The 25,602-nt window shown below is 32.0% G+C and carries 23 protein-coding genes and 2 tRNA genes; 13 read left to right on the top strand and 12 right to left on the bottom strand.

Annotated elements, in window-relative coordinates; all coding sequences use genetic code 11:
- Nucleotides 1-11: 11 nt before the first annotated feature.
- Both ACJJVO_RS10180 and ACJJVO_RS10175 read right to left on the bottom strand, forming a co-directional pair.
- The gene (locus tag ACJJVO_RS10180; protein WP_405573609.1) at nucleotides 12-773 is read right to left on the bottom strand and encodes an alpha/beta fold hydrolase; all 762 of its coding nucleotides are present in this window, start codon (nucleotides 771-773) and stop codon (nucleotides 12-14) included.
- A 44-nt stretch (nucleotides 774-817) separates the two neighbouring features.
- Nucleotides 818-1,531 carry a pyridoxine 5'-phosphate synthase gene (locus tag ACJJVO_RS10175; protein WP_405573607.1) on the bottom strand — a complete coding sequence of 238 codons (714 nt, stop codon included), beginning with the start codon at nucleotides 1,529-1,531 and terminating at the stop codon, nucleotides 818-820.
- Between the two features lie 90 nt (nucleotides 1,532-1,621).
- Here ACJJVO_RS10175 and ACJJVO_RS10170 point away from each other — a divergent pair, with 90 nt between their 5' ends.
- The 9 genes from ACJJVO_RS10170 (at nucleotide 1,622) to ACJJVO_RS10130 (ending at nucleotide 10,408) form a co-directional block, all read left to right on the top strand.
- Nucleotides 1,622-2,278 (top strand): CBS domain-containing protein, encoded by a 657-nt coding sequence (locus ACJJVO_RS10170; protein ID WP_405573604.1) that lies wholly within the window; start codon nucleotides 1,622-1,624, stop codon nucleotides 2,276-2,278.
- Between the two features lie 92 nt (nucleotides 2,279-2,370).
- The gene (locus ACJJVO_RS10165) at nucleotides 2,371-3,249 is read left to right on the top strand and encodes an NAD kinase (protein ID WP_405573602.1); all 879 of its coding nucleotides are present in this window, start codon (nucleotides 2,371-2,373) and stop codon (nucleotides 3,247-3,249) included.
- A 100-nt stretch (nucleotides 3,250-3,349) separates the two neighbouring features.
- Nucleotides 3,350-4,039 (top strand): DUF6089 family protein, encoded by a 690-nt coding sequence (locus ACJJVO_RS10160; RefSeq protein WP_405573599.1) that lies wholly within the window; start codon nucleotides 3,350-3,352, stop codon nucleotides 4,037-4,039.
- Nucleotides 4,040-4,780 (top strand): isoprenyl transferase, encoded by a 741-nt coding sequence (locus tag ACJJVO_RS10155; RefSeq protein WP_405573597.1) that lies wholly within the window; start codon nucleotides 4,040-4,042, stop codon nucleotides 4,778-4,780. It abuts the gene before it with no gap.
- Nucleotides 4,752-7,382, top strand: coding sequence for an outer membrane protein assembly factor BamA (gene bamA, locus ACJJVO_RS10150; protein WP_405573595.1), 2,631 nt, complete (start codon nucleotides 4,752-4,754; stop codon nucleotides 7,380-7,382). Before ACJJVO_RS10155 ends, bamA begins: the two co-directional genes overlap by 29 nt.
- A gap of 153 nt (nucleotides 7,383-7,535) precedes the next feature.
- The gene (locus tag ACJJVO_RS10145) at nucleotides 7,536-8,639 is read left to right on the top strand and encodes an OmpH family outer membrane protein (protein ID WP_405573592.1); all 1,104 of its coding nucleotides are present in this window, start codon (nucleotides 7,536-7,538) and stop codon (nucleotides 8,637-8,639) included.
- Between the two features lie 43 nt (nucleotides 8,640-8,682).
- Nucleotides 8,683-9,183, top strand: coding sequence for an OmpH family outer membrane protein (locus ACJJVO_RS10140; RefSeq protein WP_405573589.1), 501 nt, complete (start codon nucleotides 8,683-8,685; stop codon nucleotides 9,181-9,183).
- Nucleotides 9,184-9,247: 64 nt separating this feature from the next.
- Entirely contained in the window at nucleotides 9,248-10,027 is a 780-nt protein-coding gene (gene murI / locus ACJJVO_RS10135) for a glutamate racemase (RefSeq protein ID WP_405573587.1), read from the top strand.
- Between the two features lie 33 nt (nucleotides 10,028-10,060).
- Nucleotides 10,061-10,408 (top strand): GTPase, encoded by a 348-nt coding sequence (locus tag ACJJVO_RS10130; RefSeq protein WP_405573584.1) that lies wholly within the window; start codon nucleotides 10,061-10,063, stop codon nucleotides 10,406-10,408.
- Nucleotides 10,409-10,411: 3 nt separating this feature from the next.
- Here ACJJVO_RS10130 and ACJJVO_RS10125 read toward each other — a convergent pair whose 3' ends face one another.
- The 5 genes from ACJJVO_RS10125 to ACJJVO_RS10105 form a co-directional block, all read right to left on the bottom strand.
- Nucleotides 10,412-10,927, bottom strand: coding sequence for a gamma carbonic anhydrase family protein (locus tag ACJJVO_RS10125; protein WP_405573582.1), 516 nt, complete (start codon nucleotides 10,925-10,927; stop codon nucleotides 10,412-10,414).
- A 200-nt stretch (nucleotides 10,928-11,127) separates the two neighbouring features.
- Nucleotides 11,128-11,322 carry a 30S ribosomal protein S21 gene (gene rpsU, locus ACJJVO_RS10120; RefSeq protein ID WP_115817813.1) on the bottom strand — a complete coding sequence of 65 codons (195 nt, stop codon included), beginning with the start codon at nucleotides 11,320-11,322 and terminating at the stop codon, nucleotides 11,128-11,130.
- A gap of 184 nt (nucleotides 11,323-11,506) precedes the next feature.
- Complete coding sequence (locus ACJJVO_RS10115) at nucleotides 11,507-12,370, bottom strand: RNA polymerase sigma factor RpoD/SigA (protein ID WP_115817814.1); 864 nt, start codon at nucleotides 12,368-12,370, stop codon at nucleotides 11,507-11,509.
- A gap of 115 nt (nucleotides 12,371-12,485) precedes the next feature.
- Entirely contained in the window at nucleotides 12,486-15,146 is a 2,661-nt protein-coding gene (locus ACJJVO_RS10110) for an AsmA-like C-terminal region-containing protein (RefSeq protein WP_405573578.1), read from the bottom strand.
- Nucleotides 15,147-15,255: 109 nt separating this feature from the next.
- Complete coding sequence (locus ACJJVO_RS10105; protein WP_405573576.1) at nucleotides 15,256-15,960, bottom strand: queuosine precursor transporter; 705 nt, start codon at nucleotides 15,958-15,960, stop codon at nucleotides 15,256-15,258.
- A gap of 71 nt (nucleotides 15,961-16,031) precedes the next feature.
- Here ACJJVO_RS10105 and folK point away from each other — a divergent pair, with 71 nt between their 5' ends.
- Complete coding sequence (gene folK / locus ACJJVO_RS10100) at nucleotides 16,032-17,180, top strand: 2-amino-4-hydroxy-6-hydroxymethyldihydropteridine diphosphokinase (RefSeq protein ID WP_405573573.1); 1,149 nt, start codon at nucleotides 16,032-16,034, stop codon at nucleotides 17,178-17,180.
- Nucleotides 17,181-17,228: 48 nt separating this feature from the next.
- Here the strand turns inward: folK and ACJJVO_RS10095 are convergent, their stop codons facing one another.
- From ACJJVO_RS10095 to ACJJVO_RS10085, 3 genes are read right to left on the bottom strand one after another with little or no spacing between them, the layout of a single operon-like run.
- Complete coding sequence (locus tag ACJJVO_RS10095; RefSeq protein ID WP_405573570.1) at nucleotides 17,229-17,885, bottom strand: class I SAM-dependent methyltransferase; 657 nt, start codon at nucleotides 17,883-17,885, stop codon at nucleotides 17,229-17,231.
- Nucleotides 17,886-17,909: 24 nt separating this feature from the next.
- Nucleotides 17,910-18,689, bottom strand: a complete 780-nt coding sequence (locus tag ACJJVO_RS10090; RefSeq protein ID WP_405573567.1) for a hypothetical protein — start codon at nucleotides 18,687-18,689, stop codon at nucleotides 17,910-17,912.
- Nucleotides 18,686-19,216, bottom strand: coding sequence for an RNA methyltransferase (locus ACJJVO_RS10085; protein ID WP_405573565.1), 531 nt, complete (start codon nucleotides 19,214-19,216; stop codon nucleotides 18,686-18,688). Before ACJJVO_RS10085 ends, ACJJVO_RS10090 begins: the two co-directional genes overlap by 4 nt.
- Before the next feature lie 369 nt (nucleotides 19,217-19,585).
- Here ACJJVO_RS10085 and mutS point away from each other — a divergent pair, with 369 nt between their 5' ends.
- The 3 genes from mutS (at nucleotide 19,586) to ACJJVO_RS10070 (ending at nucleotide 22,493) form a co-directional block, all read left to right on the top strand.
- The gene (gene mutS, locus ACJJVO_RS10080; protein WP_405573562.1) at nucleotides 19,586-22,198 is read left to right on the top strand and encodes a DNA mismatch repair protein MutS; all 2,613 of its coding nucleotides are present in this window, start codon (nucleotides 19,586-19,588) and stop codon (nucleotides 22,196-22,198) included.
- Nucleotides 22,199-22,292: 94 nt separating this feature from the next.
- Nucleotides 22,293-22,364: transfer RNA gene (locus tag ACJJVO_RS10075), tRNA-Gly, on the top strand.
- A gap of 45 nt (nucleotides 22,365-22,409) precedes the next feature.
- Nucleotides 22,410-22,493: transfer RNA gene (locus tag ACJJVO_RS10070), tRNA-Leu, on the top strand.
- A 149-nt stretch (nucleotides 22,494-22,642) separates the two neighbouring features.
- Here ACJJVO_RS10070 and ACJJVO_RS10065 read toward each other — a convergent pair.
- Entirely contained in the window at nucleotides 22,643-23,932 is a 1,290-nt protein-coding gene (locus tag ACJJVO_RS10065; RefSeq protein WP_405573560.1) for a phenylacetate--CoA ligase family protein, read from the bottom strand.
- On the bottom strand, nucleotides 23,929-25,602 hold the full coding sequence (locus ACJJVO_RS10060) for a C45 family autoproteolytic acyltransferase/hydolase (protein WP_405573557.1): 1,674 nt from the start codon (nucleotides 25,600-25,602) through the stop codon (nucleotides 23,929-23,931). Before ACJJVO_RS10060 ends, ACJJVO_RS10065 begins: the two co-directional genes overlap by 4 nt.

Genomic DNA, 25,602 nt, shown 5'->3' with positions numbered 1-25,602 from the left:
AACATTATAAGTTAAATGAAGTTCATAACTGCATTATAAAATTCCTTTGGATTCTCAGCATGGAGCCAATGACCAGCATTAGAAATTGTTATTATCCTAGAATTAGGAAAATGACGATGAATAATAGCTTCATCTGCTTCGCTAATATATTCTGAACGGTCGCCTCTTAAAAACAAAGTGTCTTTTTCAAAAATAGCATGAATTGGAAGTGCTTCGCCAACTTCCGATACATTTTCTTTTAAGGCTTCTAAATTCATTCGTAAGCCTAATTGTCCTTTTTCTACCCAATATAAATTTTTGAGAAGAAACATACGAGTTCCCACTTCATGAACGTAGTGACTCAGAGCTTTATCGGCTTCGCCTCTCGTTTTTATTTCTGAAAAATCTAAACTGCTTAAGCCTTCTAAAATGGCATCATGATGAATAGGGTAGTAGCGTGGTGAAATATCTGCGACTATGAGCTTGCTAACCAATTCTGGGTATTTGGTGGCAAAAAGCATAGCTGTTTTTCCTCCCATGGAATGGCCTAATAAAACAATGTCCTCGAGATTGTTGGTTTTACAATAGGTTTTTAAATCTTGGGCCATTAACTCGTAATCAAACGCGTTAGAATGAAAACTACGACCATGATTACGTTGGTCTACGAGGTGCACTTCAAAATTCTCTTCAGAAAATTGCTTAGCTAAAGTTTTCCAATTGTCTCCCATGCCAAGAAAACCATGTAGGATAATAAATGGCTTTCCCTCTCCTATGATGTTTGAGTATAATATCATTATCAGTTTTGTTTCTTAACGACTTTGTGTCTTTTAGTGAAAATTTACTTTAATTTATCTAAATACATTCCTATAACATTTTCAACGCCCAAATAAAGACTTTCGGCAATCAAGGCATGTCCTATTGAAACTTCTAATAGACCTGTGATGTTTTCTTTAAAAAATTTAATGTTATCTAAAGATAAATCATGCCCTGCGTTAATGCCAAGTTGCATGGTATTGGCTAAGCCTGCACATGCCATGTAAGGATTAATAGCATCTGTGTTACCTAAACTATATTGATGCGCAAAGGCCTCTGTATAAAGTTCAATACGGTCAGTACCTGTGGCTTTTGCTCCTTCAATTTGGTGTAAATCTGGGTCTACAAATATTGAAGTTCTTATACCATTACTTTTAAATTCTTTAATCACTTCAATTAAAAAATCTTTATGTTTTAATGTGTCCCAACCAGCATTAGAAGTGATAGCATCTACAGAATCTGGCACTAAAGTGACTTGAGTTGGCTTAATTTTTAAAACCATATCCACAAATTTAGGTATGGGATTTCCTTCTATATTATATTCAGTGTAAACTTCTGATTTTAAATCGTATGCGTCTTGGTAGCGAATGTGGCGCTCATCTGGTCTTGGGTGTATAGTAACGCCTTCAGCTCCAAAACGCTGAACATCTTTAGCAAATTGAACAACATTTGGTGTGTCACCTCCACGACTATTTCTTAGCGTTGCGATTTTATTTATATTAACACTTAATTTGGTCATTTTTATAGATTTTGAATTACAAAAATACGAAGTAGGAGGTGCTTTTAATGGTTATTTTTGATTAATTTGCAACTTAAATATTTTAGTATAATGGAGCTTCAAAATTTTGTGATAAACGATATAAAGCCACTCAATTTTACCGATAAAATTGGGGATTTAAAAGTGCTATTTAATCAGTTAACTTATTCACACATTCCTATAATGAATAATGATGTTTATATGGGTTGTATTTCTGAGACGGATACACATTGTTTTGAAGGTGGTATTGCAATCGGTGATTGTAATTATGCTATTGAAGGTTTTTATGTGAGACCAACAACTAATTGGTTAGATGTGCTTGAAGCATTTGCTCAAAACGATTCTAATATAATGCCTGTTTTAGATCAGAATAATAAATATTTGGGGTATTATGAGCTAAATGATATTATACATTTATTTAATGAGACACCTTTCTTCTCAGAGCCTGGAGGCATTTTAATTGTTGAAAAAGGGATTAATGATTATTCGTTCAGTGAAATTAGTCAGATTGTAGAATCAAATGACGCCAAACTTTTAGGTGCTTTTATTTCTAAAATGGATGGTGATTTGATTAAAATTACGTTAAAAATAGGTAATGCTAGTCTTAATGAAGTGATACAGACCTTTAGACGCTACGGCTATAATATTGTGTCTGGCCATGAAGATGATACCTATATAGAGAGTTTAAAAGAACGTTCTAAATATCTAGACAAATATTTAAATATGTAATGTTGAAACAAGCATGTTTCATATTTTATCACCTCAAAGAATGATTAATAGCGAGCAGCATGTGACCATTGAAAAATAATAGATATAAACACATGAAAGTAGCAGTATACGGTCAGAATTATGTAAAAGATACCACTCAAAAAGCAGTGGAACAACTTCTAGATATATTATTAAGAGAACAAGCTCATGTTTTTTTTGAGAGCGAATTTATAACCACTCAAAACGCAGAAATACAAAACAGTTCTGCCATTAATACTTTTGATAAGCTTGATAAAACGTTTGATTTATTAATAAGTGTTGGAGGTGATGGTACAATTTTAAGAGCTGTAACGTATGTTAGGGATTTGGGAATACCAATTGTTGGTATTAATACTGGTCGTTTAGGTTTTTTAGCGACGATACAGATAGATGATATACAAACGGCACTTAAGGAGATATTCAAGGGAGATTATAAAATCTCTGAACGCTCGTTGCTAAGTGTGTCAACAGATCCTAAGCATAATGATGTGGTTAAAACCAATTTTGCACTCAATGAAATAGCATTGAGCCGTAAAAACACAACATCTATGATAACCGTTGAAACACATCTTAATGATGAGTTTTTAACATCGTATTGGGCAGATGGTCTTATTTTGTCTACTCCAACAGGTTCAACAGGTTATTCTTTAAGTTGTGGAGGTCCAGTTATTGCGCCAGATGCTAATAATTTTGCACTTACGCCAATTGCTCCACACAATCTAAGTGCACGTCCTTTAATAATACCAGATAGTACAACTGTAAAATTAAGGGTTAATGGTAGGGAAGATCAATTTTTAATGTCTTTAGATTCTAGAATTGTAACTTTATCTAATACCACTACAGTCACAGTAAAAAAGGCGGATTTTGTTATAAAAATGGTAGAATTGTTAGATGAAACTTTTTTAGCAACACTCCGAAAAAAATTACTTTGGGGAGAAGATCGACGGAATTAAAACAATAAATACTTCAATATGCTGTTTATCAATAAGACAATTTGCGTCAAATTGTTATGCACAAATCATAATTGTTATATTTGCAAACTTTGAAAAATTTATGAGGTATTTTTTTCTAATGCTTTTAAGCACATTTATTATTAATAAAGCTGAGGCTCAAATCTATGAGGTTGGCGTATTTGCTGGTGGCAGTAATTTTATTGGAGATGTTGGTGCTACGGATTATATATCACCAAATCAACCAGCATTCGGTGCTATTGTAAAATGGAACCGAAGTCCAAGACACTCTTTTAGAGCTTCCGTAATTTTTACAGAGCTTAAAGGTTTAGATGTAAAATCTGATGATCCAAGAAGAAAGGAACGTGGTTATGAATTTAACACCAGTATTATAGAGATATCTGCAGGTATGGAGTTTACATTTTTAGATTTTGATCTTCATAAAAGTGGATTAAAAGGGACTCCATATTTATACTCAGGTATATCATTGGCTAATCACGATAATAATTATTTTACGTCCGCAGGTCAGTTTACATCAGAAAACACAAGAAGTTGGGCCGTTGGTATTCCTATGGCATTAGGCTATAAAGCTAAGATTTCTCATCATTTTGTATTAGGAGCAGAAATAGGTGCGCGTTATACTTTTTCAGATGAATTAGATGGAAGTGTTCCAGATTCTGTAGACTTAGAAACACTTAGTTTTGGAAATACAAATAACACTGATTGGTATATGTTTACAGGAATTACATTAACTTACACCTTTGGTAGAAGACCTTGCTATTGCAATTTTTAAATGAGTATAAAAGAACAAATAAACAAAGAAAAGCTTCCCAACCATATAGCAATTATTATGGATGGTAATGGTCGTTGGGCAAAACAACAAGGGTTATTGCGCGCAATTGGTCATGAAAACGGAACAAAGTCGGTGAGACAAACTGTTGAAGCTAGTGCAGAATTAGGAATTAAAAATTTAACGCTCTACGCGTTTTCTACAGAGAATTGGAATAGGCCAAAATTAGAAGTGCAAACCTTAATGAAGCTTTTGGTAAAGTCTTTAAAAAAGGAAATAAAAACACTTCAAGATAATGGTATAAAGCTTTGTGCTATTGGATGTTTAGGAGATTTGCCTAAAAAAGCTCATAAAGAATTATTAGATGTTATAGAAAACACTAAGAATAATACTCATATGACATTAACTCTAGCATTAAGTTATGGTTCTCGTGAAGAAATTGTTAATGTTATTAAAGAATTGTCATTTAAAGTTAAAAATAATATAATTTCTGTAGAAAGTATTGACGAATCAATTATAAATAAGCATCTTTACACGCAAAATTTACCAGACGTAGATCTACTTATTCGCACAAGTGGTGAACAGCGTATTAGTAACTTTTTGCTTTGGCAGATAGCCTATGCAGAATTATATTTTACAGATATTTTATGGCCAGATTTTAAAAAAGAAGATCTATATGAGGCAATCGTAAATTATCAAAACAGAGAACGAAGATTTGGAAAAACAAGCGAACAACTTACCTAATAATACAGTATTGAAGTCATTAATAAAACTTGCCTTTACAGTATTCCTTTTTACAATTTCATTTACCAGTAATGCACAGGTTGAAGGTGGAGAAACCTATTTGATTAAGGAGATTAAAGTTACCGGAAACACTAACTTTAGTGAGCAAACCATTATTGCATATTCTAAACTTAGAAAAGATGAAGAAATACAAGTTGGTGGCGAGAAGATTGCCAACGCTGTAAAAACTTTGTGGAAATCTAACTTGTTTAGTAGTATTGATATTTATGTAATTAACATAAATGGTAGTACAGCAGATTTAGAGATTAACCTTAGCGATTTGCCAGAACTTAAAGACCTTACAATAGAAGGGATTAGAAAAGGTAAAAAAGATGAGGTTATTGACGAGAATAAACTAAAATCAGGGCAGAAAGTTACTGAGAATCTTATTGCAACGACTAAAAATTATTTGACTAATAAATATAGAAAAAAGGGATTTTTAAATACAAAGGTTAATATAAGCACATCACAAGTAATTGACTCTGTTGAGAAAGAACGTGTTAATATGCGTATTGACATTGATAAAGGTCAGAAAGTAAAGATAAAGGCTATAAATATTGAAGGCAACGAAAAAATAACAGATAAAAAGCTTCGTAAGGCAATGAAAAATACGAAGCAAAAAAGTCTAAGTCCATTGAGATTATTAAAGCGTTCTAAATATATTGAAGACGATTTTAGAGCAGATTTAATAAGTTTAGTTGATTATTATAAAGAAAATGGCTATCGTGATGCTAGAGTAATATCTGATTCAATTACGTATTTAGATAAGCGAAATATTAATCTTGATATAAAAGTAGAAGAAGGTGAAAAATACACTTTTGGTAAAATCACTTTTGTGGGTAACACGGTTTATTCAGATCAACAGTTATCTAATCTTCTTCAAATAAAAGAAGGTGATACTTATAATGGAGTAGAATTACGAGAACGTATTGCAGATGAGACTAATCCAGATGCTAATGATATAACTAATGCATACCAGAATTTTGGTTATATGTTCTCAACAATTAATCCAGTAGAAGTAAGTGCAGAAGGAAATGTTATTGATATGGAAATCCGTATCTCTGAAGGAAAACCAGCCTACTTTAATAATGTTACAGTTGTAGGAAATGATGTTACCAATGACCATGTTGTTTATAGAGAAATAAGAACTCGTCCAGGTATGCTTTACAGAAAAGCAGATATCATTAGAACCATTAGAGAACTTGGGCAACTGGGTTATTTTGATGCGCAGCAGATTACACCAAATGTAAAAAACCCTAACCCAGTAGATGGAACTTTAGATGTAGAATATTCTGTAGTAGAACAGGGTTCTAGTCAGATACAAGTACAAGGTGGTTACGGAGGTGGCGGATTTATTGGTACGCTTGGGTTATCATTTAATAACTTCTCTATTAGAGATTTATTTAAAAAAGATGCCTATAAACCAGTACCTAGAGGAGATGGTCAAAGTTTAGCATTGAGACTTCAAGCAAGTCAGTTTTTTCAAACTTATAGTTTCTCATTTAGCGAGCCATGGTTTGGTGGTAAAAAACCTTTTCAAATGTCTACATCAATTTCGCATTCTAGACAGTTTTTGTACGATTCATCAACAGGAAGTGCAGATAAAGACAAGCGTTTTAACATTACAGGTATAACATTCGGTTTGTCAACGAGACTGTCTGAGCCAGATGATTACTTTTTATTATCACAAGCGTTAAGTTATCAGCATTATGATCTTCAGAATTATAATACAGGATTATTTACGTTTGGAGATGGTACTTCTAACAATCTATCTTACACAATTGGTTTAAGTAGAAATAACCTTTACACGGATCCTATTTATCCTACAGGAGGTTCTAATTTTTCTGTATCAGCTAAATTTTCATTTCCTTATTCATTAGTGAATGGAGTGGATTATGATGAGTTAGCGGATGACAGAGATGACCAAGACGAAATAATTAACGAATACGAATCTAACCCAAGTTCAAACCCAGCGGTAATAAGTGCTTATGATGATGCTGTGGCAAGACGATCAGAAATTGATCAAGAACGTTTTAAGTGGTTAGAGTTTTATAAAATTAAATTTAAAGCAGATTGGTACCAATCATTAACTAAAAAATTAGTGCTACGTCCAAGTGTAGAATTTGGTTTCCTTGGTGCTTATAATAATTCTCGTGGAGTAATTCCTTTTGAGCGTTTCTTCGTTGGTGGAGATGGTTTAGGTAACTTCTCATTGGATGGAAGAGAAGTAGTGCAATTAAGAGGGTATCCTAATCAATCGCTATCAGATGCTGATGGTGGATCAATTTATAACAAATTCTCATTAGAGTTGCGTTATCCTATTACTTTGGGAGCGCAAGCTAAAATATATGCATTATCATTCTTAGAAGCTGGCTCATCAGTTAATAACTTTAAAGATTTTGATCCATTTAAACTTCAAAGATCTGCAGGTTTTGGATTAAGAATATTTATGCCAGCCTTTGGTTTACTTGGTATAGACTTTGGTCATGCATTCGATGATGCTCCATACGGAGCAACAGTTAAAAACTGGGAAACACACTTCATTATTGGACAGCAATTTTAAGTTTGGCACGATATTTTCTAATAGCTTAATAAGGATTTCATCAGAATGTTAAAATTTTTAAGAATATATTTCGTTAAATTTGATGATTAGTAATACTAAAACAGTAATACATTTAGTTTTACGGGTAAGATGTCTCAAAATACAAAAACAGAAATGATGAAATTTAAAGTTCTTTTTTTAATAGTAATAGTAGGTTTATTGAGCTTTAGTGCTAACGCACAACGTGGAGTAAGAATAGGTTATATAGATACAGAGTACATTTTACAAAATGTGCCCGAATATCAGGAAGCTTCTTCGCAATTAGATAAAAAGGTTCAAGACTGGAAAGCTGAAATAGATTCAAAATTAAAAGGTATTGAACAAAAGAAAAAAGAGCTTGATAATGAACGTGTGCTTTTAACAAAAGAATTGTACGATGAGCGTTATGAAGATATTTCTTATGAAGAAGCTGAAATCTTAGATTATCAACAAAAACGTTTTGGTCCTGAAGGAGATTTAATGATCCAAAAACGCCAATTGATTGAGCCTATACAAGATCAGATTTTTGCGGCAGTACAAGACATTGCGGAAACAGGAAAATATGATTTTGTGTTTGATAAGTCTGCAGATGTAGTAATGCTTTATTCTGCAGAACGTTATGATATTAGTGAACGTGTACTGAAAACAATAACGAGATCCTCTAAGAGAACACAAGCAAAAAGCAAAAAAGAGCGTAAAGAATTAGAGGACGAAGCCGTTGTACCAGAAGTAAGTGATAGTCAAGATGCTCGCCAAAAAGCATTGGAAGATAAAAAAGCGAAACGTGAAGAGGAGTTAGCAGCCAAACGTGCAGAACGAGAAAAGGCAGCTGAAGATAGAAAAAAAGCTCAAGAAGCCTTAAGAGAACAAAAGCGACTAGAAGCAGAAGCGCGTAGACAAAAAGCTATAGATGCTAGAAATAGTAGAGCTAAATCTTCTGAAGAAACTAAAACAGTTGAGAAGGATAGTACTAGCAGTGCAAGACCTACTGTTGAAACAGATAGTACAAAAGCCAAAGATGTTGCGAAGAAAGACTCAGGTAGTTCAATAAAACCTAAAACAGCAGCAGAAATAGCAGCAGCAGAACGTCTTAAAAAAACGAAAGATAGAGAAGCGCGTCAAAAGGAATTAGAAGATAGAAAAAAGAAGATTATAGAACAACGAAAAAAAGCACGTGAAGAGCGTGAAAGACAAGTAAAAAGGAATGACTCTATAGCTAAGGCTAAGAAAAACGAATAAAACAACAATTAATAATTTATAACACACAAATACACTTTAGAAAATGAAACATTTAAAATCTTTATTATTTGCAGCAGTACTTTTTGTAGGAGCAACAAGTTTTACAACTGCTCAAACTAAAATTGCTCATATTAATAAGCAAGAATTAATTAAAGCAATGCCTGCTTATGCTCAAGCACAAACAGAAATTGAAAAATTAGGTAAAACATATGAAGCTACAATTCAAACATCTCTTAAAGAATTAGATGTTAAGTTAAAGCAATACAATGCAGAAGCTGAAACTAAGACTGAAGAGGAAAACATGAAGCGTATGCAAGAAGTTGAAGGTATCAAGCAAAGTTTAGGTGAATACCAACAACAAGCACAAAAAGATTTACAAGAAAAAGAATTTAATCTTTTAAAGCCAATAGTTGAAAAGGCAGATAACGCTATTAAAGCTGTTGCTAAGGCTCAAGGATACCAATATGTTGTAGATTCTGCAATGCTAATAGTAGCAGATGGCAAAAATCTTATGTTAGATGTTAAGAAGCAATTGGGAATGTAATCCTAATTAAAAATAGTTATTTAGAAAGTCGCTTATTAATAAGCGACTTTTTATTTTTGTAATAATGAGTAAAGGACCAATTGGTATATTCGATTCTGGTATTGGAGGTACATCTATCTTCAAGGAAATCCATGCGCTTTTGCCAAATGAAAACTTCATATATTTAGCGGATAGTAAAAATGCTCCTTATGGTAATAGATCTAAAGAGGAGATCATTAAGCTGAGTATTAAAAATACTGAATTCCTAATAGCTAAAGGGTGTAAAATAATAGTAGTAGCTTGTAATACTGCAACAACAAATGCCATTGATTATTTAAGAGAAAACTATCCCATTCCTTTTATTGGTATTGAGCCTGCTATTAAAACGGCTGCATTAAATACACAAACGAAATCTGTAGGTATTTTGGCAACTAAAGGGACATTAAGCAGTCACCTTTTTCATAAGACAACAGATTTATATGCCAACGGCATAAAAGTGATAGAACAAGTTGGTGAAGGTATTGTACCATTAATTGAATCTGGTCAACTAAATTCTACCGAAATGAAGTTGCTTTTAGAAACATATTTAAAACCTATGCTAGAGCAAAATATAGACTACTTGGTGTTAGGTTGTACGCATTACCCATATCTTATTCCTATGCTAGCTAAAATGCTGCCAAATGACGTTAAAATTATTGATTCGGGATTAGCTGTAGCAAAACAAACACAATTAATCTTATCAAATCTTCAGTTATTAAATGATGGTAATTTAACGCTAGCTACAAAATTATTTTCTAATGGTGATATTAGTGTTTTAAAAGCTATTATTGAGAATAAATTTGAAGTGTCTTATTTAGATTTTTAGTAAGGTTTAATGTTTAAACTATACTAAGGTCTTATGAAATTATTATTTGTCTACAATGCTAATTCAGGAAAGTTGAATACTTTGTTTGATGTTGGACATAAACTTATTAGCCCTTCATCTTACAAATGCAGTTTATGTGCGTTAACGCACAATGTTTTTTCTGAAAACGCAACCTGGAAAAAATTTAGAGATGAAAGTCATTTTGATATGGTTTTTTATCACAAGGATGAGTTTGAAATCAAATTTCCAGAAGTCAAGCTAGTGTACCCAACCATCCTTAAACTTGAAAACAATCAACTTACAACAGTTTTAAATCCAGAGGTTTTAAAAGAGATCCCAAGTGTTGACACTTTAATAACCCGACTACAATCTGCTATTTAATAATTACTCTTTAAACCAGCTAGAATATTTGACATAGTTATTTGCAATTCGGTCAATTTCTCCAGAAATTAATTCTTTGCTAATGTCTTTTACTTTCTTGGCAGGTACACCAGCGTAAATGCTTCCAGATTCAACAACAGTGTTTTTGGTAACTACAGCTCCTGCAGCAATGATGCTATTGCTTTCAATAACACAATCGTCCATAATGATACTTCCCATACCAACTAGCACATTGTCTTTTATAGTGCAACCGTGTACAAGCGCATTATGGCCTATAGAGACATTATTACCAATGGTTGTAGGTGATTTTTGGTAGGTTGCATGGATTACAGCTCCATCTTGAATATTCACTTTATCTCCCATTTTAATAAAATGAACGTCACCTCTAATTACAGCATTAAACCAAACACTGCATTGTTTTCCCATAGAAACTTCTCCAACGATAGTTGCATTTTCTGCAACAAAGCAATCTTCAGGTATTTGTGGGTGATTTCCTCTTACGGTTTTTATAACTGGCATATGTTATTATTTTAGAAATTCGTTTAGAGCATAAAAAAAAGTATACTCATTTAAAAAATATGAAACCTTAAAGAGCTTAAATTTTCTGTAAGGCTAACACGTAATAAAGATAAAATGAAAATTTAGATTTTTAGAATTTTTCACAAAAAAAAGAGCAGCATAATTGCTACTCTTTAATCTAAATTTTATAATTGAGAAAACTATACGTTTTCAGCGTCTCTTAAACCTTGAATGTATTCAGCTTTCTGAATTTCTCTTCTTCTTTTAACTGAAGGCTTAGCAAAATAACGATTCTCTCTTAAGTTTTGCATAATTTGCACATTTCTGTGTTTACGCTTGTAACGCTTAAGTGCACGTTCTATATTTTCTCCTTCTTTGATTTCGATTTTAATCATTATATCGATATATTTTTGTTAACTATTTCTTGCAAATGGTCGGCAAATATATGCTAACTATTTGAAAATAAAAAATTAAATTAAATTTTTAAGTATTTATTTTTCAGATTAGTATTTTTAATGCTATTTAAACCCTAAAATCAATGTCTTATGTTATCAGTAGCAATCAATTATACTCTTAACTTTATCCTAAATAAGTCTTTAAAATTTTGCTTTTACTAGCGTGTCTTAATCTTCTAATACCTTTTTCTCTAATTTGTCTCACACGTTCGCGAGTTAAGTCGTAGATACTTCCAATTTCTTCTAGTGTCATTGGTGGTTGGTCACCAATTCCAAAATTCAAACGAATCACATCACTTTCCTTTTGTGTTAGTGTTTCTAGAGCACGTTCTACTTCAGTGTTTAAAGATTCTTTCATTAAAGCCATGTCAGGTCTTGGTGATTCACCAGAACTTACTACATCGTATAAACTAAAAGTTTCTCCATCTTTTAATGGTGCGTCCATTGATAAATGACGACCAGAATTTTTCATAGATTGTTTTACCTCACGAACGCTAATGTCTAATTCGCGTGCAATTTCGTCTGCATTTGGTGGTCTTTGGTTTATCTGCTCTAAATGAGAAAATGCTTTGTTAATCTTATTTATAGTACCAATCTTGTTTAATGGTAAACGTACAATACGAGATTGTTCCGCTAAAGCCTGTAAAATTGCTTGTCTAATCCACCATACAGCATAAGAAATAAACTTAAAACCTCTAGTTTCATCAAAACGTTTTGCTGCTTTTACCAAACCTGCGTTACCTTCATTAATTAAATCTGGTAATTTTAAACCCTGATTTTGGTATTGTTTTGCAACCGAAACAACAAACCTTAAATTGGCTGTTGTTAATTTATCTAATGCTGCTTGATCACCTTTCCTGATGAGCTGTGCTAATTCCACTTCTTCATCTGCGGTTATCAACGGAATCTTACTGATGTCTTGAAGATACTTATCTAATGATTTATCTTCTCTGTTGGTAACCTGCTTGGTGATTTTTAACTGCCTCATATATCCTATTTAAAATTAGTGAACCTTCAATATACTCTAATAATTTAGATTTCCAAACAATTGTATAATTATTAACAAGTATTAACGAATTATTGCTGTTTTTAACGATGAACGGTTAGTTTTTGGTAGAATCTTTCGATTTATCGTTTTCAGATTTCTTCTTTCCTCCCAGTAATCCACCCAAAATATTCCCTACTCCTTCTTTAACTTTATCTTCTGCTGTTTGCTTGGTTGTATTTTCTTTTGTGGTTGTAGAATCTGTTTTAGTTGTGTTTGAACTTCCGCTTAATAGTCCTCCAATTAAGTCGGTTGCTTTATCTTTACCTGTGTTAATTAATTTTTGTTTTTCAATTTCAATTAATTGCTTAGTTAAGTTTGAAACACCAGAAGTTAAATCTGTTTGAATCTTAGGGCTTGAAAAAGTGCCACCAATGTTTGCCGTAACAGGCACCGTAAGTTTGTTTACTTCATTGTCATTGATTTTTCCAATTAAGCGATTTACATCACTACCTAAGTATTTAGCAGGTACTTGAAAAACGGCATTGTAATTCATGGTGTTTGAAAAACTATGAGAACCAGATACTACAATTGGTATGTCTTTATAGTTTACAGTAAATGGTTTTACAGAGACTTGTCCATTCTCAAAGCTTAAATTTGTTTTAAGGTCTTTTAAATCTAATTTACTAAAATCAATAAAGTCTAATTTACTGTCTAGGCTAGAAAGTAATGGACTATTCTCAGCATCAATTTTGTCGGTTAAAATTTTTGCAATGGCACTACCAGAAATTGAACTTAAGTCTGGCGAAAAGCTTTCATCTAGAAAACCGCTTATATCTATAGTAGAATTTAATTTTCCTTGAAGCACTTTTGCAATTGGTGCTAAGGCCTTCAACATATCTAAATCTTTAAATGATTGTGAGATATCAAAATTTTGCATGGCCAAATTCATATCAAAAGTTGATTTAGTTGCTTTGGTAGAAACATTACCAGAAATGCCTAATTGACCATTAAAGATATCTGTGGTCATATTTTGCAGATTCGCATTTTGATCCTTAATACGTAATTGACCTTTTACATTTTTTAAGTTAAGATTGTCATATATAACCGTTTTTGCATTGGCAGTTATAGTGCAATCTAAAAAATCAGGAATTTTAAGTGATTCAGCATCAGACGTTGTTTTATTAGACGATTCCGTAGCCGTTTCGTCTTCAGACATAAAGTCTGAAATTGCAAACGTATTAGAATTTACATTAAAATTTCCTTCTAGTTTTTTATCACTTAATAGAAAACCTAATAAATTATTAATAGTTCCTGTGGCAGAAAAATCACTTTTCCCTGTTAGCGCATCAAAGCTATTTAGGCTTACTGTACCTAGTTTAAAGGTTAAATCAGCTTTATTAATTTGAATAGGATTAACAATATCTTCTGATGAGAATATAAAACCTGAAATAGAAACACTTCCAACATTTTTAATGCGTTGGTAAGCATTTGTATCAATCGCATTCATGTCAAAAGAGGTGCTCACATTTCCTTTTAAAATACCACTCAATTCATCTTCTAATTCAATAGGATATGCTTTGGTAATGTTTGCTAAGTTTAAAACACCATCTAATTTGGCGTCTATTTGCTGATTTGTTGTTAGGTTTTTAACGTGAATTTCAGACCTAAATACATCTTCATCGATTTGAAAATTAAGTTTATCAATATTTACAAAAGTATCATCTACATTACCTGTTGTGTTTTTTACCGAAGCATCGATTGTAATATTTCTAACACTTTTTGGAAGCTCAGGATATTTAAAAGATGCATTACTTGAATTTAAATTGATGTCTAAAGTTGGAATCGTTTCTTCAGAAACCAACCCTTTAATCATTCCGTTGACGGTAAAATTTCCGGTAGTATTTACGTTTGCAATGTCTTTTGCATAAGCTTTAGGTATTACAGCCAAGAAGTCTTTAAACGAAGCTTCAGGATTTTTAAAAGTAATGTCTATTTGTTGGCCAGCTTCAACAAGTTGAATAAATCCATCAAACTCTAATGGCAATGCATTTATATAAGCTTTGTTTTCTTTGAAAGTATATTTCTGTTGTTCTAAGTCTAAATCGATTAATGCATCTAATTTAATGCTGTTGTTGCTAAAATATTCAGTACTATCCATTGCAAACGTCACGTTTGCTTCTGTGTTAGTATCTAATTCAGATTTTCCACCAGAGAAAATACCCTTTCCTTTATGGTTGATTTCAGATAAATAGAAAGTTAAATTTGAAGTGTCATCAATATAGGTGAACGCACTATTATTAAGTTCGTAGTTGTCTATATCAAAACTAAAACCACTAGAGCTTTCCGTCTCTGTAGGTGTAGAATCTGTTTCACTTTCCTTAACTATATCGTAATTTGTAGCACCAGTTTTGTTGGTTTTAATTACTAGAAGTAACTCGTTAGCGATAATATCATTAATTTCTAAGGGTTCTTCAGTTCCTTTTAATAACTGCATAATACCCATTTCAAAGGATAAAGATTTTGCTGTAGCTAAGGTTTCACCTTCAAAAGGTGCACGATTGGTGATTTTTAAATTTTCAACACTAACTTCTGCCTTGGGGAAACTGCTAATTAAGCTTAAACTAATATCATCGAAGGATACTTCGGCATTTAAATTTTCATCTGCATAATTCTGAACAATGGTATCTATTTTAGATTCTAAAACAAATGGTATAGCTATAAGTATCGTAATAAAAATAAGTAAAACGATTCCAATGATTTTCAAAAATTTCTTCATAAGGTCTATTTGTGTTGTTAAAACAGCATCTTTTATATATACGCAAAATTCCGTATAAAAGTTGCTAATGTCGGTAAGTTTAAGAAGATTTTAATGTTTTGATTAACCGTTATAGCAAATTTATTTCCTCATTTACTTTTAGTTTAAAACGTTTTCTAAACAAATACACACCAAGATATAAAAAAGGAGTGTCAAATAATGCAACTATAACTTTAAATAAAAAGCCACTGATAAGTAAACCTTTAAAATTTACCCAATCTATAATTCCAAAACTACAAAGCAATGTAACAATAGTAAACGTGTCAACAAATTGAGAAAACCAAGTAGAAAAATTATTACGTAACCACAAATGTTTGCCTTTGGTTAATCGTTTCCAGAAATGATAAATTTGAATATCTACAAACTGAGCAAACAAATACGTTAGCATACTAGCAAAAACGGCTAATGATGTATTGCCAAAAACAGTTTTAAACATGGCATTGTCTACATAAGACCAATCTGTGGCTGGCATATTAGATGCTGTATAGATAATTAAAAGTGAAAATAACGAAGCAAAAATACCCACAACTACAATATCATTAGCGCGTTTTTTACCATAAATTTCACTAATTAAATCTGTAATAAGAAACGTAATAGGATAGGGTAAAATACCTACAGAAATCTCAAATAATTTTGAACCAAAAATTTCAATGTCTAAAGGATACCAATAAAAGAATTTTTGAAAAATTAAATTTGAAACTACAAGCGAGGTTATAAAAAGTCCGCCAAGTAAGAAATAAATACGTTGTGCTAATAGCTTGTCTTTTAATGACATTGAAAATGGTTAATAAATAGTTTAAGGAAAGGTAAAGTTATAAAAATTGTTTTAGTTATTTTGTTCCTTCGATGAAACCGACTAAAACCATTCACATAGCATTAGGAAGTAACAAAGGCAATAAGTTGCAGTATTTGCAATCTGCTGTTGATGCTATTTTTGTACATATAGGTGCTGTAAAGAAGATTTCTAAAGTTTATAGAACACCAGCTTTTGGGTTTGAAGGCGATGATTTTTATAATGCCTGTATTAGTGTTGTAACGGAATTTAAACCTAAAAAAGTTCTCAGAGAATTACAGAACATTGAGATTGAATTAGGTCGAAAATCTAAAACAACCAAAGGGTATGAGTCTAGAGAAATAGATTTAGATATTTTGTTTTTTGAAGATGAAATTATTGAGGAGAAGACCTTAATTCTTCCACATCCACAACTTCAAAATCGCAAATTTGTTTTGCAGCCGCTTTTAGATGTTGCAAAAGATTTTAAACATCCTGTTTTAAATAAATCTATTGAAACTTTATTGGTAGAATGTAATGATGATTCTGAAATTGAACATGTTAATATTTGGTTGAAAAATCCGAAAAAATCTTACACGTTTAATAACTATAACTACATTGCCATAGAAGGTAATATTGGTGCAGGTAAAACAAGTTTGTCTAATAAAATTTCTAGCGATTTTAATGCTAAATTGATATTAGAACGTTTTGCAGATAACCCGTTCTTACCAAAATTCTACAAAGAACCAGAACGGTATGCGTTTACTTTAGAAATGTCTTTTTTAGCAGACCGTTATCAACAAATTAGTGATGATTTATCGCAATTAGATTTGTTTAAGGATTTTATGGTAAGCGATTATGATGTAAATAAGTCGCTCATATTCTCAAAGGTGACTTTACCAGAGGATGAATTTCGTTTATACCGTAAACTGTTCTACCAGGTTTATAAAGATATCGCCAAGCCAGATTTATACATCTATTTGTATCAAAACACCGAACGTTTGCAGGCCAATATTAAAAAAAGAGGACGTAATTACGAAAAGGATATAAAGGATGATTATCTAGATAAAATCAATTCTGGTTATCTGGAGTTCTTAAAAAGTCAACCTGAAATGAATGTTAAGATTATTGATGTTTCAGAAAAAGATTTTGTTAAGAATCGTGCGGATTATTTATGGCTGTTGGGTGAGATAAATGAAGCTTCAGTAAGAATTAAACAGTAAGCTTTATTATTCTGAAATCGTTTTAGGATGCATTCTTAATGTGAATTTTTATAAAGTATAAATAGTTGTTACGATTATACCCTTATCGTCTTCTAGAATAGTTTCGTTCAAAACTTTTTGTTCTTCAATTTTTAAATTAAAAGGCGCTTTCAACAAATCAACACCACTTTTCTTTTTAATTCTAATGCCTTGGCCAGAGATAATATCTTTATTTGATTCAAAATTTCCAATAGGTAAATGTTCCGTGAGAATTACAAACTTATAATTCGAAAGTTTTTTGGCAACAGCTTTAATTTCAGCATTAGATAAATGTTGTAAAACCTGTCTTAGGATAATACAATCTGCTTTTGGCAAGTCGTCTTTTGCAATATCTAAACAATGAAATTCTAAATTATCAGCTTTAAAAATTGTTTTATTTCTTTCAATTAAATCGGCAACAATATCAATAGCAATATATTTTTTGGTGTATTTGGTTAACTGTTTTCCGATGTTAAAATCGCCACAGCCTAAATCGCAAACAGTAAGTGTATTATTATGAGATTTTAAAAATGTAGATACACTATTAATATAAGGTTCAATAATTTTTAAATTGTGAGAACCAAAACCCGAATAAAAATCAAAATCTTGTCCACCCCAAAGATGTAAATCATAAATCTGATTCATTACGTCTTTTGTTGGCCAAGGTTGTTTTTGTTTTTTAGACATTGTTTAAGGCTTTTTGCAAAGTTTCTATTCATGAAAGTATTCAAACTCTCTGTAGATAATTTTATGTAAAGATTTATTCATGAAAGATTTTCTAACTATCCAGAAATTTTTTTCATTAAAAATATATTTATAGCGTGTTTTGTTAATTAACTTATCTTTTTTGTCAAATTCTTTTTTGTTTAACAGCGTGCCATCTTTTTTCCATTTGTAGGAAAATTTATTGTGTTCAAAAATGCTGTCAGATTCGGAATAATCCATTTCAGTCGTTCTTTCTTTGCTATCATATTTTTCCTTTAACTTCAAGTAAGTTATGTAGTTGTCGGTATCTGAATCTATGTATTTTTCGTAATAAACATAATTGCTAGAAGTGAGTTTATTATGATTATCATAATTATAAGTTTCCTCAAAACTCAATTCTTTCTCATCTTTTATGTAATTAAAATGGATTTTAATTAAAAGACTATCATTATAGTTATAATAAGTTTTAAAAGAGATTGAGTCATCGTTAATGTTTGAAATAGCGAAGTCTATCTTGTTATCTTTGTGATAATATGTTGTGGTGTTCTTGTTTTTTGGTTCAGAATTTTCAAAGGTTATTCTTATGTTTTTAATTTTTTCACCTTTTTCATTATATAACGTTTTATTAGTTTCTATGGTTGAGGTGTAATATTTACCATCGCTATATAATTGTCTAAATAGTTCGGTAGTGTTTATACTTTTGATTCCTTTTTTTGATTGTCCATTTTGTGAATGACAATATTCAGTTGATATAAAAAGAAGAGCAAAGACTATTAATTTTTTCATTGCATCTTACTAAACACATCCCAAATCACAACACCGCAACTTACCGAAATATTTAAAGAGTGTTTAGTTCCGTATTGCGGAATTTCAATCACAACATTACTTGCATCAACAACATCTTGAGCAACACCTTTTACCTCGTTACCGAATACAAAAGCGTATTTTTCGTTAGGCTGAGGTTTAAAATTGTTGAGCATTGTGGCATTTTCGGCTTGTTCAATAGAACAGATTTTTACGTCTTCTGCTTTAAGTTTATTAATAACATCTAATGTGTTTTCTGCATATTCCCAGTCTACAGTTTCTGTGCTTCCTAAAGCTGTTTTTCTAATGTCGTTATGCGGTGGTTGTGCTGTGATTCCGCAGAGATATATTTTTTCAATTAAAAAAGCATCACTCGTTCTAAACACAGAGCCAATATTATTTAAGCTTCTAATATTATCTAGGATGATGATGATAGGCGATTTTTCAGCCGTTTTAAATTCTGAAACTTCTAATCGGTCTAATTCTTCGTTTTTTAGTTTTCTTTTCAACTTTATTTAATTTTTATTATTAAATCAAATTTTTAAAACACCCCTAATGAGCTTCGCTCGGTAGTTTCAAAACAAAATATATTTTATTTCTCACTAATCCTCAAGGGGACAGTCTCACTGTTGCGGTTAAAAAAATCTGAAAGATGTTTTTAACAATTGTCCCCTTGAGGGGACTTTAGGGGTGTTTTTTTAGTATATGAGACCTGTTAGGTTTTTAAAACCTGCTAGGTCAGTGAATGCGACGTTATCAACAGCTGTAAATAACTTCTAGTTCTTAAGCTTCAATAGACCTTAAAATATAAGTAATTTAGCAAACTTGCAATTCTGAAATTGATTAAAGCAAAAGTATAATTTAAAACGCGATTACCATTGGCTAAAAAGGCAAAAAAAGTAACACCATTGATGAAACAGTATAATGCCATTAAGGTAAAATATCCTGATGCATTGTTATTATTTCGTGTGGGCGATTTTTATGAAACTTTTGGTAGTGATGCTGTAAAAGCCTCTAAAATTTTAGATATTATCTTAACCAAACGTGGAGCTGGTAGCGAAAGTGAAATTGAACTCGCTGGTTTTCCGCATCATTCCTTAAATACGTATTTGCCAAAATTGGTAAAAGCAGGTGAACGTGTTGCTATTTGCGACCAGCTGGAAGACCCAAAACAAACCAAAACCATTGTAAAACGTGGTGTTACTGAATTGGTGACACCAGGTGTGGCTTTTAATGATGATATTTTACATTCAAAATCTAATAACTTTTTAGCAGCTGTTTATTTTGAAAAACAACGTATTGGTGTTGCATTTTTAGATATTTCAACAGGTGAATTTTTAACATCTCAAGGTAATGCTGAGTATATTGATAAATTGCTTCAGAATTTTAATCCAAGTGAAGTTTTAATTTCAAAACAAAGCCGGAAAGCATTTTCTGAAACTTTCGGAAATGATTTTCATACCTTTTATTTGGAAGATTGGGTTTTTCAAGCCGATTATGCACATGAAACATTAACCAAACATTTCAATACTAAAACACTTAAAGGGTTTGGTATTGAAGATTTATACGAAGGGATTATTGCTTCAGGTGTGGTGCTTCATTATTTAGGAGAAACGCGTCATAATAAGTTAGAGCATATTGCCACGATTTCTAGAATTGCCACAGACGATTATGTGTGGATGGATAAATTCACTATTCGTAATTTAGAGCTTTACAATTCTACCAATGCCAATGCTGTAACGTTAATCAATGTCATTGATAAGACGATTTCTGCCATGGGAGGACGTACCTTAAAACGTTGGTTGGCATTGCCTCTAAAACATGCTGAGAAAATAAAACAACGACATGAGGTGGTGAAGTATTTGTTGGAGAATGAATCTGTGCTTCAAGATATTCAAGGGCAAATAAAACATATTGGAGACATAGAGCGTCTCATCTCTAAAATCGCCACGACTAAGGTGAGTCCTCGTGAAGTGATTCAACTTAAAAACTCATTAGAAGCTATTGTGCCTATTAAGTCTGTGGCAGAAACTTGTGAGAATGAAGCTCTAAAAGTTTTAGGAGATAACTTGCATCGTTGTGATTTACTTCGAGATAAAATAAAAGAAACTTTAAACGAAGATGCACCTGTAAATATTTTAAAAGGAAGCTCAATAGCTTCTGGTTTTTCTGAGGAATTAGATGAATTAAGAGGTTTATCACAATCTGGTAAAACCTATTTAGATAATATGTTGAAGCGCGAAAGTGAGCGCACAGGTATCACGTCGTTAAAAATAGCCTCAAACAACGTTTTTGGTTATTACATTGAAGTAAGAAATGCACATAAAGATAAAGTTCCAGAAGAATGGATTAGAAAGCAAACGCTAGTAAATGCAGAAAGATACATTACAGAAGAACTGAAAGAATATGAAGCAAAAATTTTAGGAGCAGAAGAACGCATTTCTACAATTGAACAACAATTATTCGCAGAATTAGTACAATGGATGCATCAGTTTATTATTTCTGTACAGCAAAATGCACAACTTATTGGGCAATTAGATTGTTTATGTGGTTTTGCAAGTTTGGCAAAAGCAAATAAATATACCTATCCACAAATTGATGATAGTTTTGATTTAGAAATTAAAGATGGTCGTCATCCTGTAATTGAAAAACAATTACCAATTGGTGAACCTTATATTGCTAACGATTTATATTTAGATAGAGAATCGCAACAAATAATAATGATTACTGGACCAAATATGTCTGGTAAATCGGCCATTTTAAGACAAACGGCATTAATTGTATTACTAGCGCAGATTGGAAGTTTTGTGCCAGCAGGTGAAGCAAGAATAGGTTTAGTAGATAAGATTTTTACAAGAGTAGGAGCGAGTGATAATATCTCAATGGGAGAATCGACCTTTATGGTAGAAATGAATGAGACGGCTTCTATTCTTAATAATATTTCAGACCGAAGTTTGGTGTTGTTAGATGAAATAGGAAGAGGAACGAGTACCTATGATGGAATCTCGATTGCTTGGGCCATTAGTGAGTATTTACATGAGCATCCATCAAAACCTAAAACATTATTCGCAACACATTATCACGAGTTAAATGAAATGACAGAAACGTTTGGTCGTATCAAGAATTTCAACGTAGCAGTAAAAGAGTTAAAAGATAATGTACTTTTTGTTAGAAAACTAGTTGAGGGCGGAAGCGAGCATAGTTTTGGTATTCATGTGGCAAAAATGGCAGGAATGCCTCAACAAGTAATTAGGCGTGCAAACAAAATTTTATCGAAATTAGAGAAGTCACATTCTAGTGAAGAACTAACAGATAAGGTAAAAAGTATAAAAGACGATTTGCAATTGAGTTTCTTTAATTTGGATGACCCTTTATTGATAGAAATAAAAGATGAGATTTTACACACTGATATTGATACGCTTACGCCTGTTGAAGCCTTAATGAAACTCAATGAAATTAAGCGAATGTTGATCAAGAAAAAGCAAGCTTAAAAAAAAATAAATTTATTTTTAAAAAAGGCTTTGCTTTTATAATAAAAATTATAAATTTGCATCCGCTTTCAGAGCGAATAGTTCTTTAAAAACTGCGAAAGTAGCTCAGGGGTAGAGCATCACCTTGCCAAGGTGGAGGTCGCGGGTTCAAATCCCGTCTTTCGCTCTATTCATTAAAACATACCAATTAGGTTACAGCTGTAACCTAGATGCTGAAGTGGTGGAATTGGTAGACACGTTGGACTTAAAATCCAATGTCCATTAGGACGTACGGGTTCAAGTCCCGTCTTCAGTACTAAAGCCTTTATCGAAAGATAGAGGCTTTTTTTATTTTAAAGATTTAGTGAACTATTTATAACAAGGAAGATGTCTAAAAGCTATGACCTTTTAATAGTATGATTTTTTTAACTTGAAAGGCTTAAAAGCAATAATTACCAACAAAAATTATTTTCGCAAGTCAATAACCATAATAGGTTTTCTGCTCATTTTAGGGAACTGTAATACCTGAATCTCCTTTTTGTCGCAATATTCAATTTTTGGAAGAACTCTTAATTTTGCTCTAAAGTGATCTTTTATATTTTGAAGTAAAACTTCTGTAGGAGTTTTTGTAGCTATTTTAATGCGTATTTCATCTGTACCTATAGAATTGTGAGATAATTCGATTATATAAGTTTCAACCTCGCTAAAATCATTTAAAACATTATGCATTGCAGGCGGATAAATGGTTGTGCCTTTATATTTTATCATCTGCTTTTTTCTGCCAATAACTGGGCCTAAGCGGTTGGTGTTTCTACCACATCTACATTTTTCATTATGTTCTTTTACTATATCACCAGTTTTAAATCTTAATAAAGGCATGCCTTCAATGCCTAAAGTGGTTATCGTTAATTCGCCAGCTTCGCCTTCAGCGACTGGTTGGTTATTATCATCTAAGATTTCTGTTATAATAAGTTCTGGGTGATGATGACCACCTTCTTGTGCTTCACATTCTGTAAAGGCTGTATTCATTTCAGTTGAAGCGTAAGTAGAATACAACTCAATATCCCAATTTTCTTTTATTTTTTTAGATAAGGTATTTAACGAAAAATCTTGCTCTCTAAGCGACTCTCCAATACAAATAGCACCTTTAATTCCTGAAGCATTAATATCAATGTTATGACTTTTAGCAAATTCAATAAGTTTCAATAAAAATGAAGGTACTGCAATAATATAAGTGGGTTTAAATTTTAAAATAGAATCCCATTGTAATTCCGGAATCCCATTACCAACTCTAATGATACCTGCGCCAAGTTTTCGCGCTCCTAAAAAATAAGCAAGTCCAGCCATAAAACGTCTGTCAATGGTGGTCATTAATTGAATAACATCATCAGGTTTCACTCCTGCACAAGCAAAAGAAATAGCTTCATTATAAGCTAAACGATCTAAGTCTTTATCCGTTAATGCGAAAATTACAGGTTCGCCTAACGTACCTGAAGTTGTTACATAATCGATAATTTTGTTTTTGGGTACACAGATAAAATCGTCGTTATATTGTTGTAAATCGTCTTTTGATGTGGTTGGTATTTCAGATAAATCTTCAAGAGAATTAATAGCTGAAATATCAATTTTATGTGTTTTGAATAAGCGTTTGTAGAAATCAGAATTTGTACTTAAATAATTTAAAAGCGCTTTTAATTTTTCAATTTGAAAGTTATTTATTTCGGCTTTTGATGCATATTCTATCTCAGGATTCATAAATCTAACTTTCTTTTTGATTTTTTAATATAATTATCGACTTGTTCTAGGTCGGGAATTGTGGTGATTTCCTTTGTTTTTGATTTTTCAAAAGCGTTTAATGCTGCTCTATAGTAGCCATTCTCATAGTAATACTTACCAACTATAAAATAAGCTTGCCAATACTCTGTGTTTAAAGATTGCAATTCTAAAAGGGTCGATGAAGTTATCAATTTATCATCATTAATTGCAGAAAGTACTTCGGCTCTTAGTTTTCTATATGCTTCGTAATTTTGAAAGGCTTCAGTGTATTGAAAGGTATCTTTTTCAATAGTTAAATTACTATTAGATAATAATTTTTTATTCGGATTATTAAAGACGTCATTTAAATCGTAAGCCACATATTCACCTAACTGATAAGGACTAGTAGATACCCAGACCAAGCGTTGCTCTGGTTTAAAAACAATAGAATGATGTGCTAATAATTGATTCAAGGCTTTTTCGTTGCCATAACCTATAGCTTTATCATCTAATCCATCTTTATTTCTTAATATATCTACAGCGATTTCAGGTGTTATTTTTGGGTGTTGGTTTAGCAATTCTTCCATACGTTCATAACGGTATTGAGAATGGCTTTCTATGATGTGTTTACTATTGTTTTCATCCTCTGCATAAGCTTCGCTCTGAAAGTGATTGGAGCAAATGAGTTGATTAGAATTGCCCACTTCATATATGCCAAAATTCTTTGGAGACATTTCTATAGTGATGGCTTTTTTATCTTTTGCACTACCAATAAATATAGATTCGGATACAAACACTTGTCGTTTTTTTGCAATCGCTATAGCTTCTTCTATAGTAGAAGCATATTGTAATATTTCGCGAGTTAAAATAGAAACAGGTGTTTTAGCGACTAAAGGAATTTTAGATTTTCCGGCATTAATAGTTACGGTTAATCCATGTTCATTCATTCCTGAAACAACACCTATCATTCCTCCCCAAGTAACAGACATAAATTTATGCCCTTCTGTAGGATTTACAAATGATATAATTTTGTCTTTTGCAAAATCATCACCTGCATAAAAATCGAAATTACGTCCTATGATTAAGCTACCGTCTTCCGTTTTATTTCCCCATGCTGCAAAAGAAGTACAGCCAACTAATGCTAAATCCTGGAATGCATGACCAATATCATGGGCTCCATGTAAATACAGTATTCTTAAGTAATTATCTGCTAGGTGGTTGTAATCGCTAGAAGCATATTGTGAAAGTCCATAAATTTCAGTTTTATATTCTTCAGTAATATTCAAATACATTTTTCTATTATACCAAGCTAAAATTTTTCGTAAGAAGAATTGTCTTGTTTTAGAAGGAACTAATTCATCTACCTTTGATAAAAATGCAGCTTCTTGTTTATGAAATAATTCTTCTGAAAGACTTCCTGTAATTAAACCTCTTTCATAAGGGTTTCCTTCTACATATAGTTCCCATAAGCCTTGTTCGTTTTTGTTAAGGTGATTACTTCCTAATGAGAATGTAGAATCTGATGTTTTTATGCGCTCTGCAATTGTAGAGTTATAAGCACTTACATCTGGAAGGTCATGTAAAGATTTTGAGACACCACAAGATGTTACTAAAATTAAGATAGAAAATAAACAAAACCAGTGTACTACTTGTACCTTCTTTAATAGCAT

It is taken from the genome of Winogradskyella sp. Asnod2-B02-A (assembly GCF_045063645.1).
Taxonomy (GTDB): Bacteria; Bacteroidota; Bacteroidia; order Flavobacteriales; family Flavobacteriaceae; genus Winogradskyella.
This window is presented reverse-complemented; position numbering and strand designations above follow the sequence as displayed.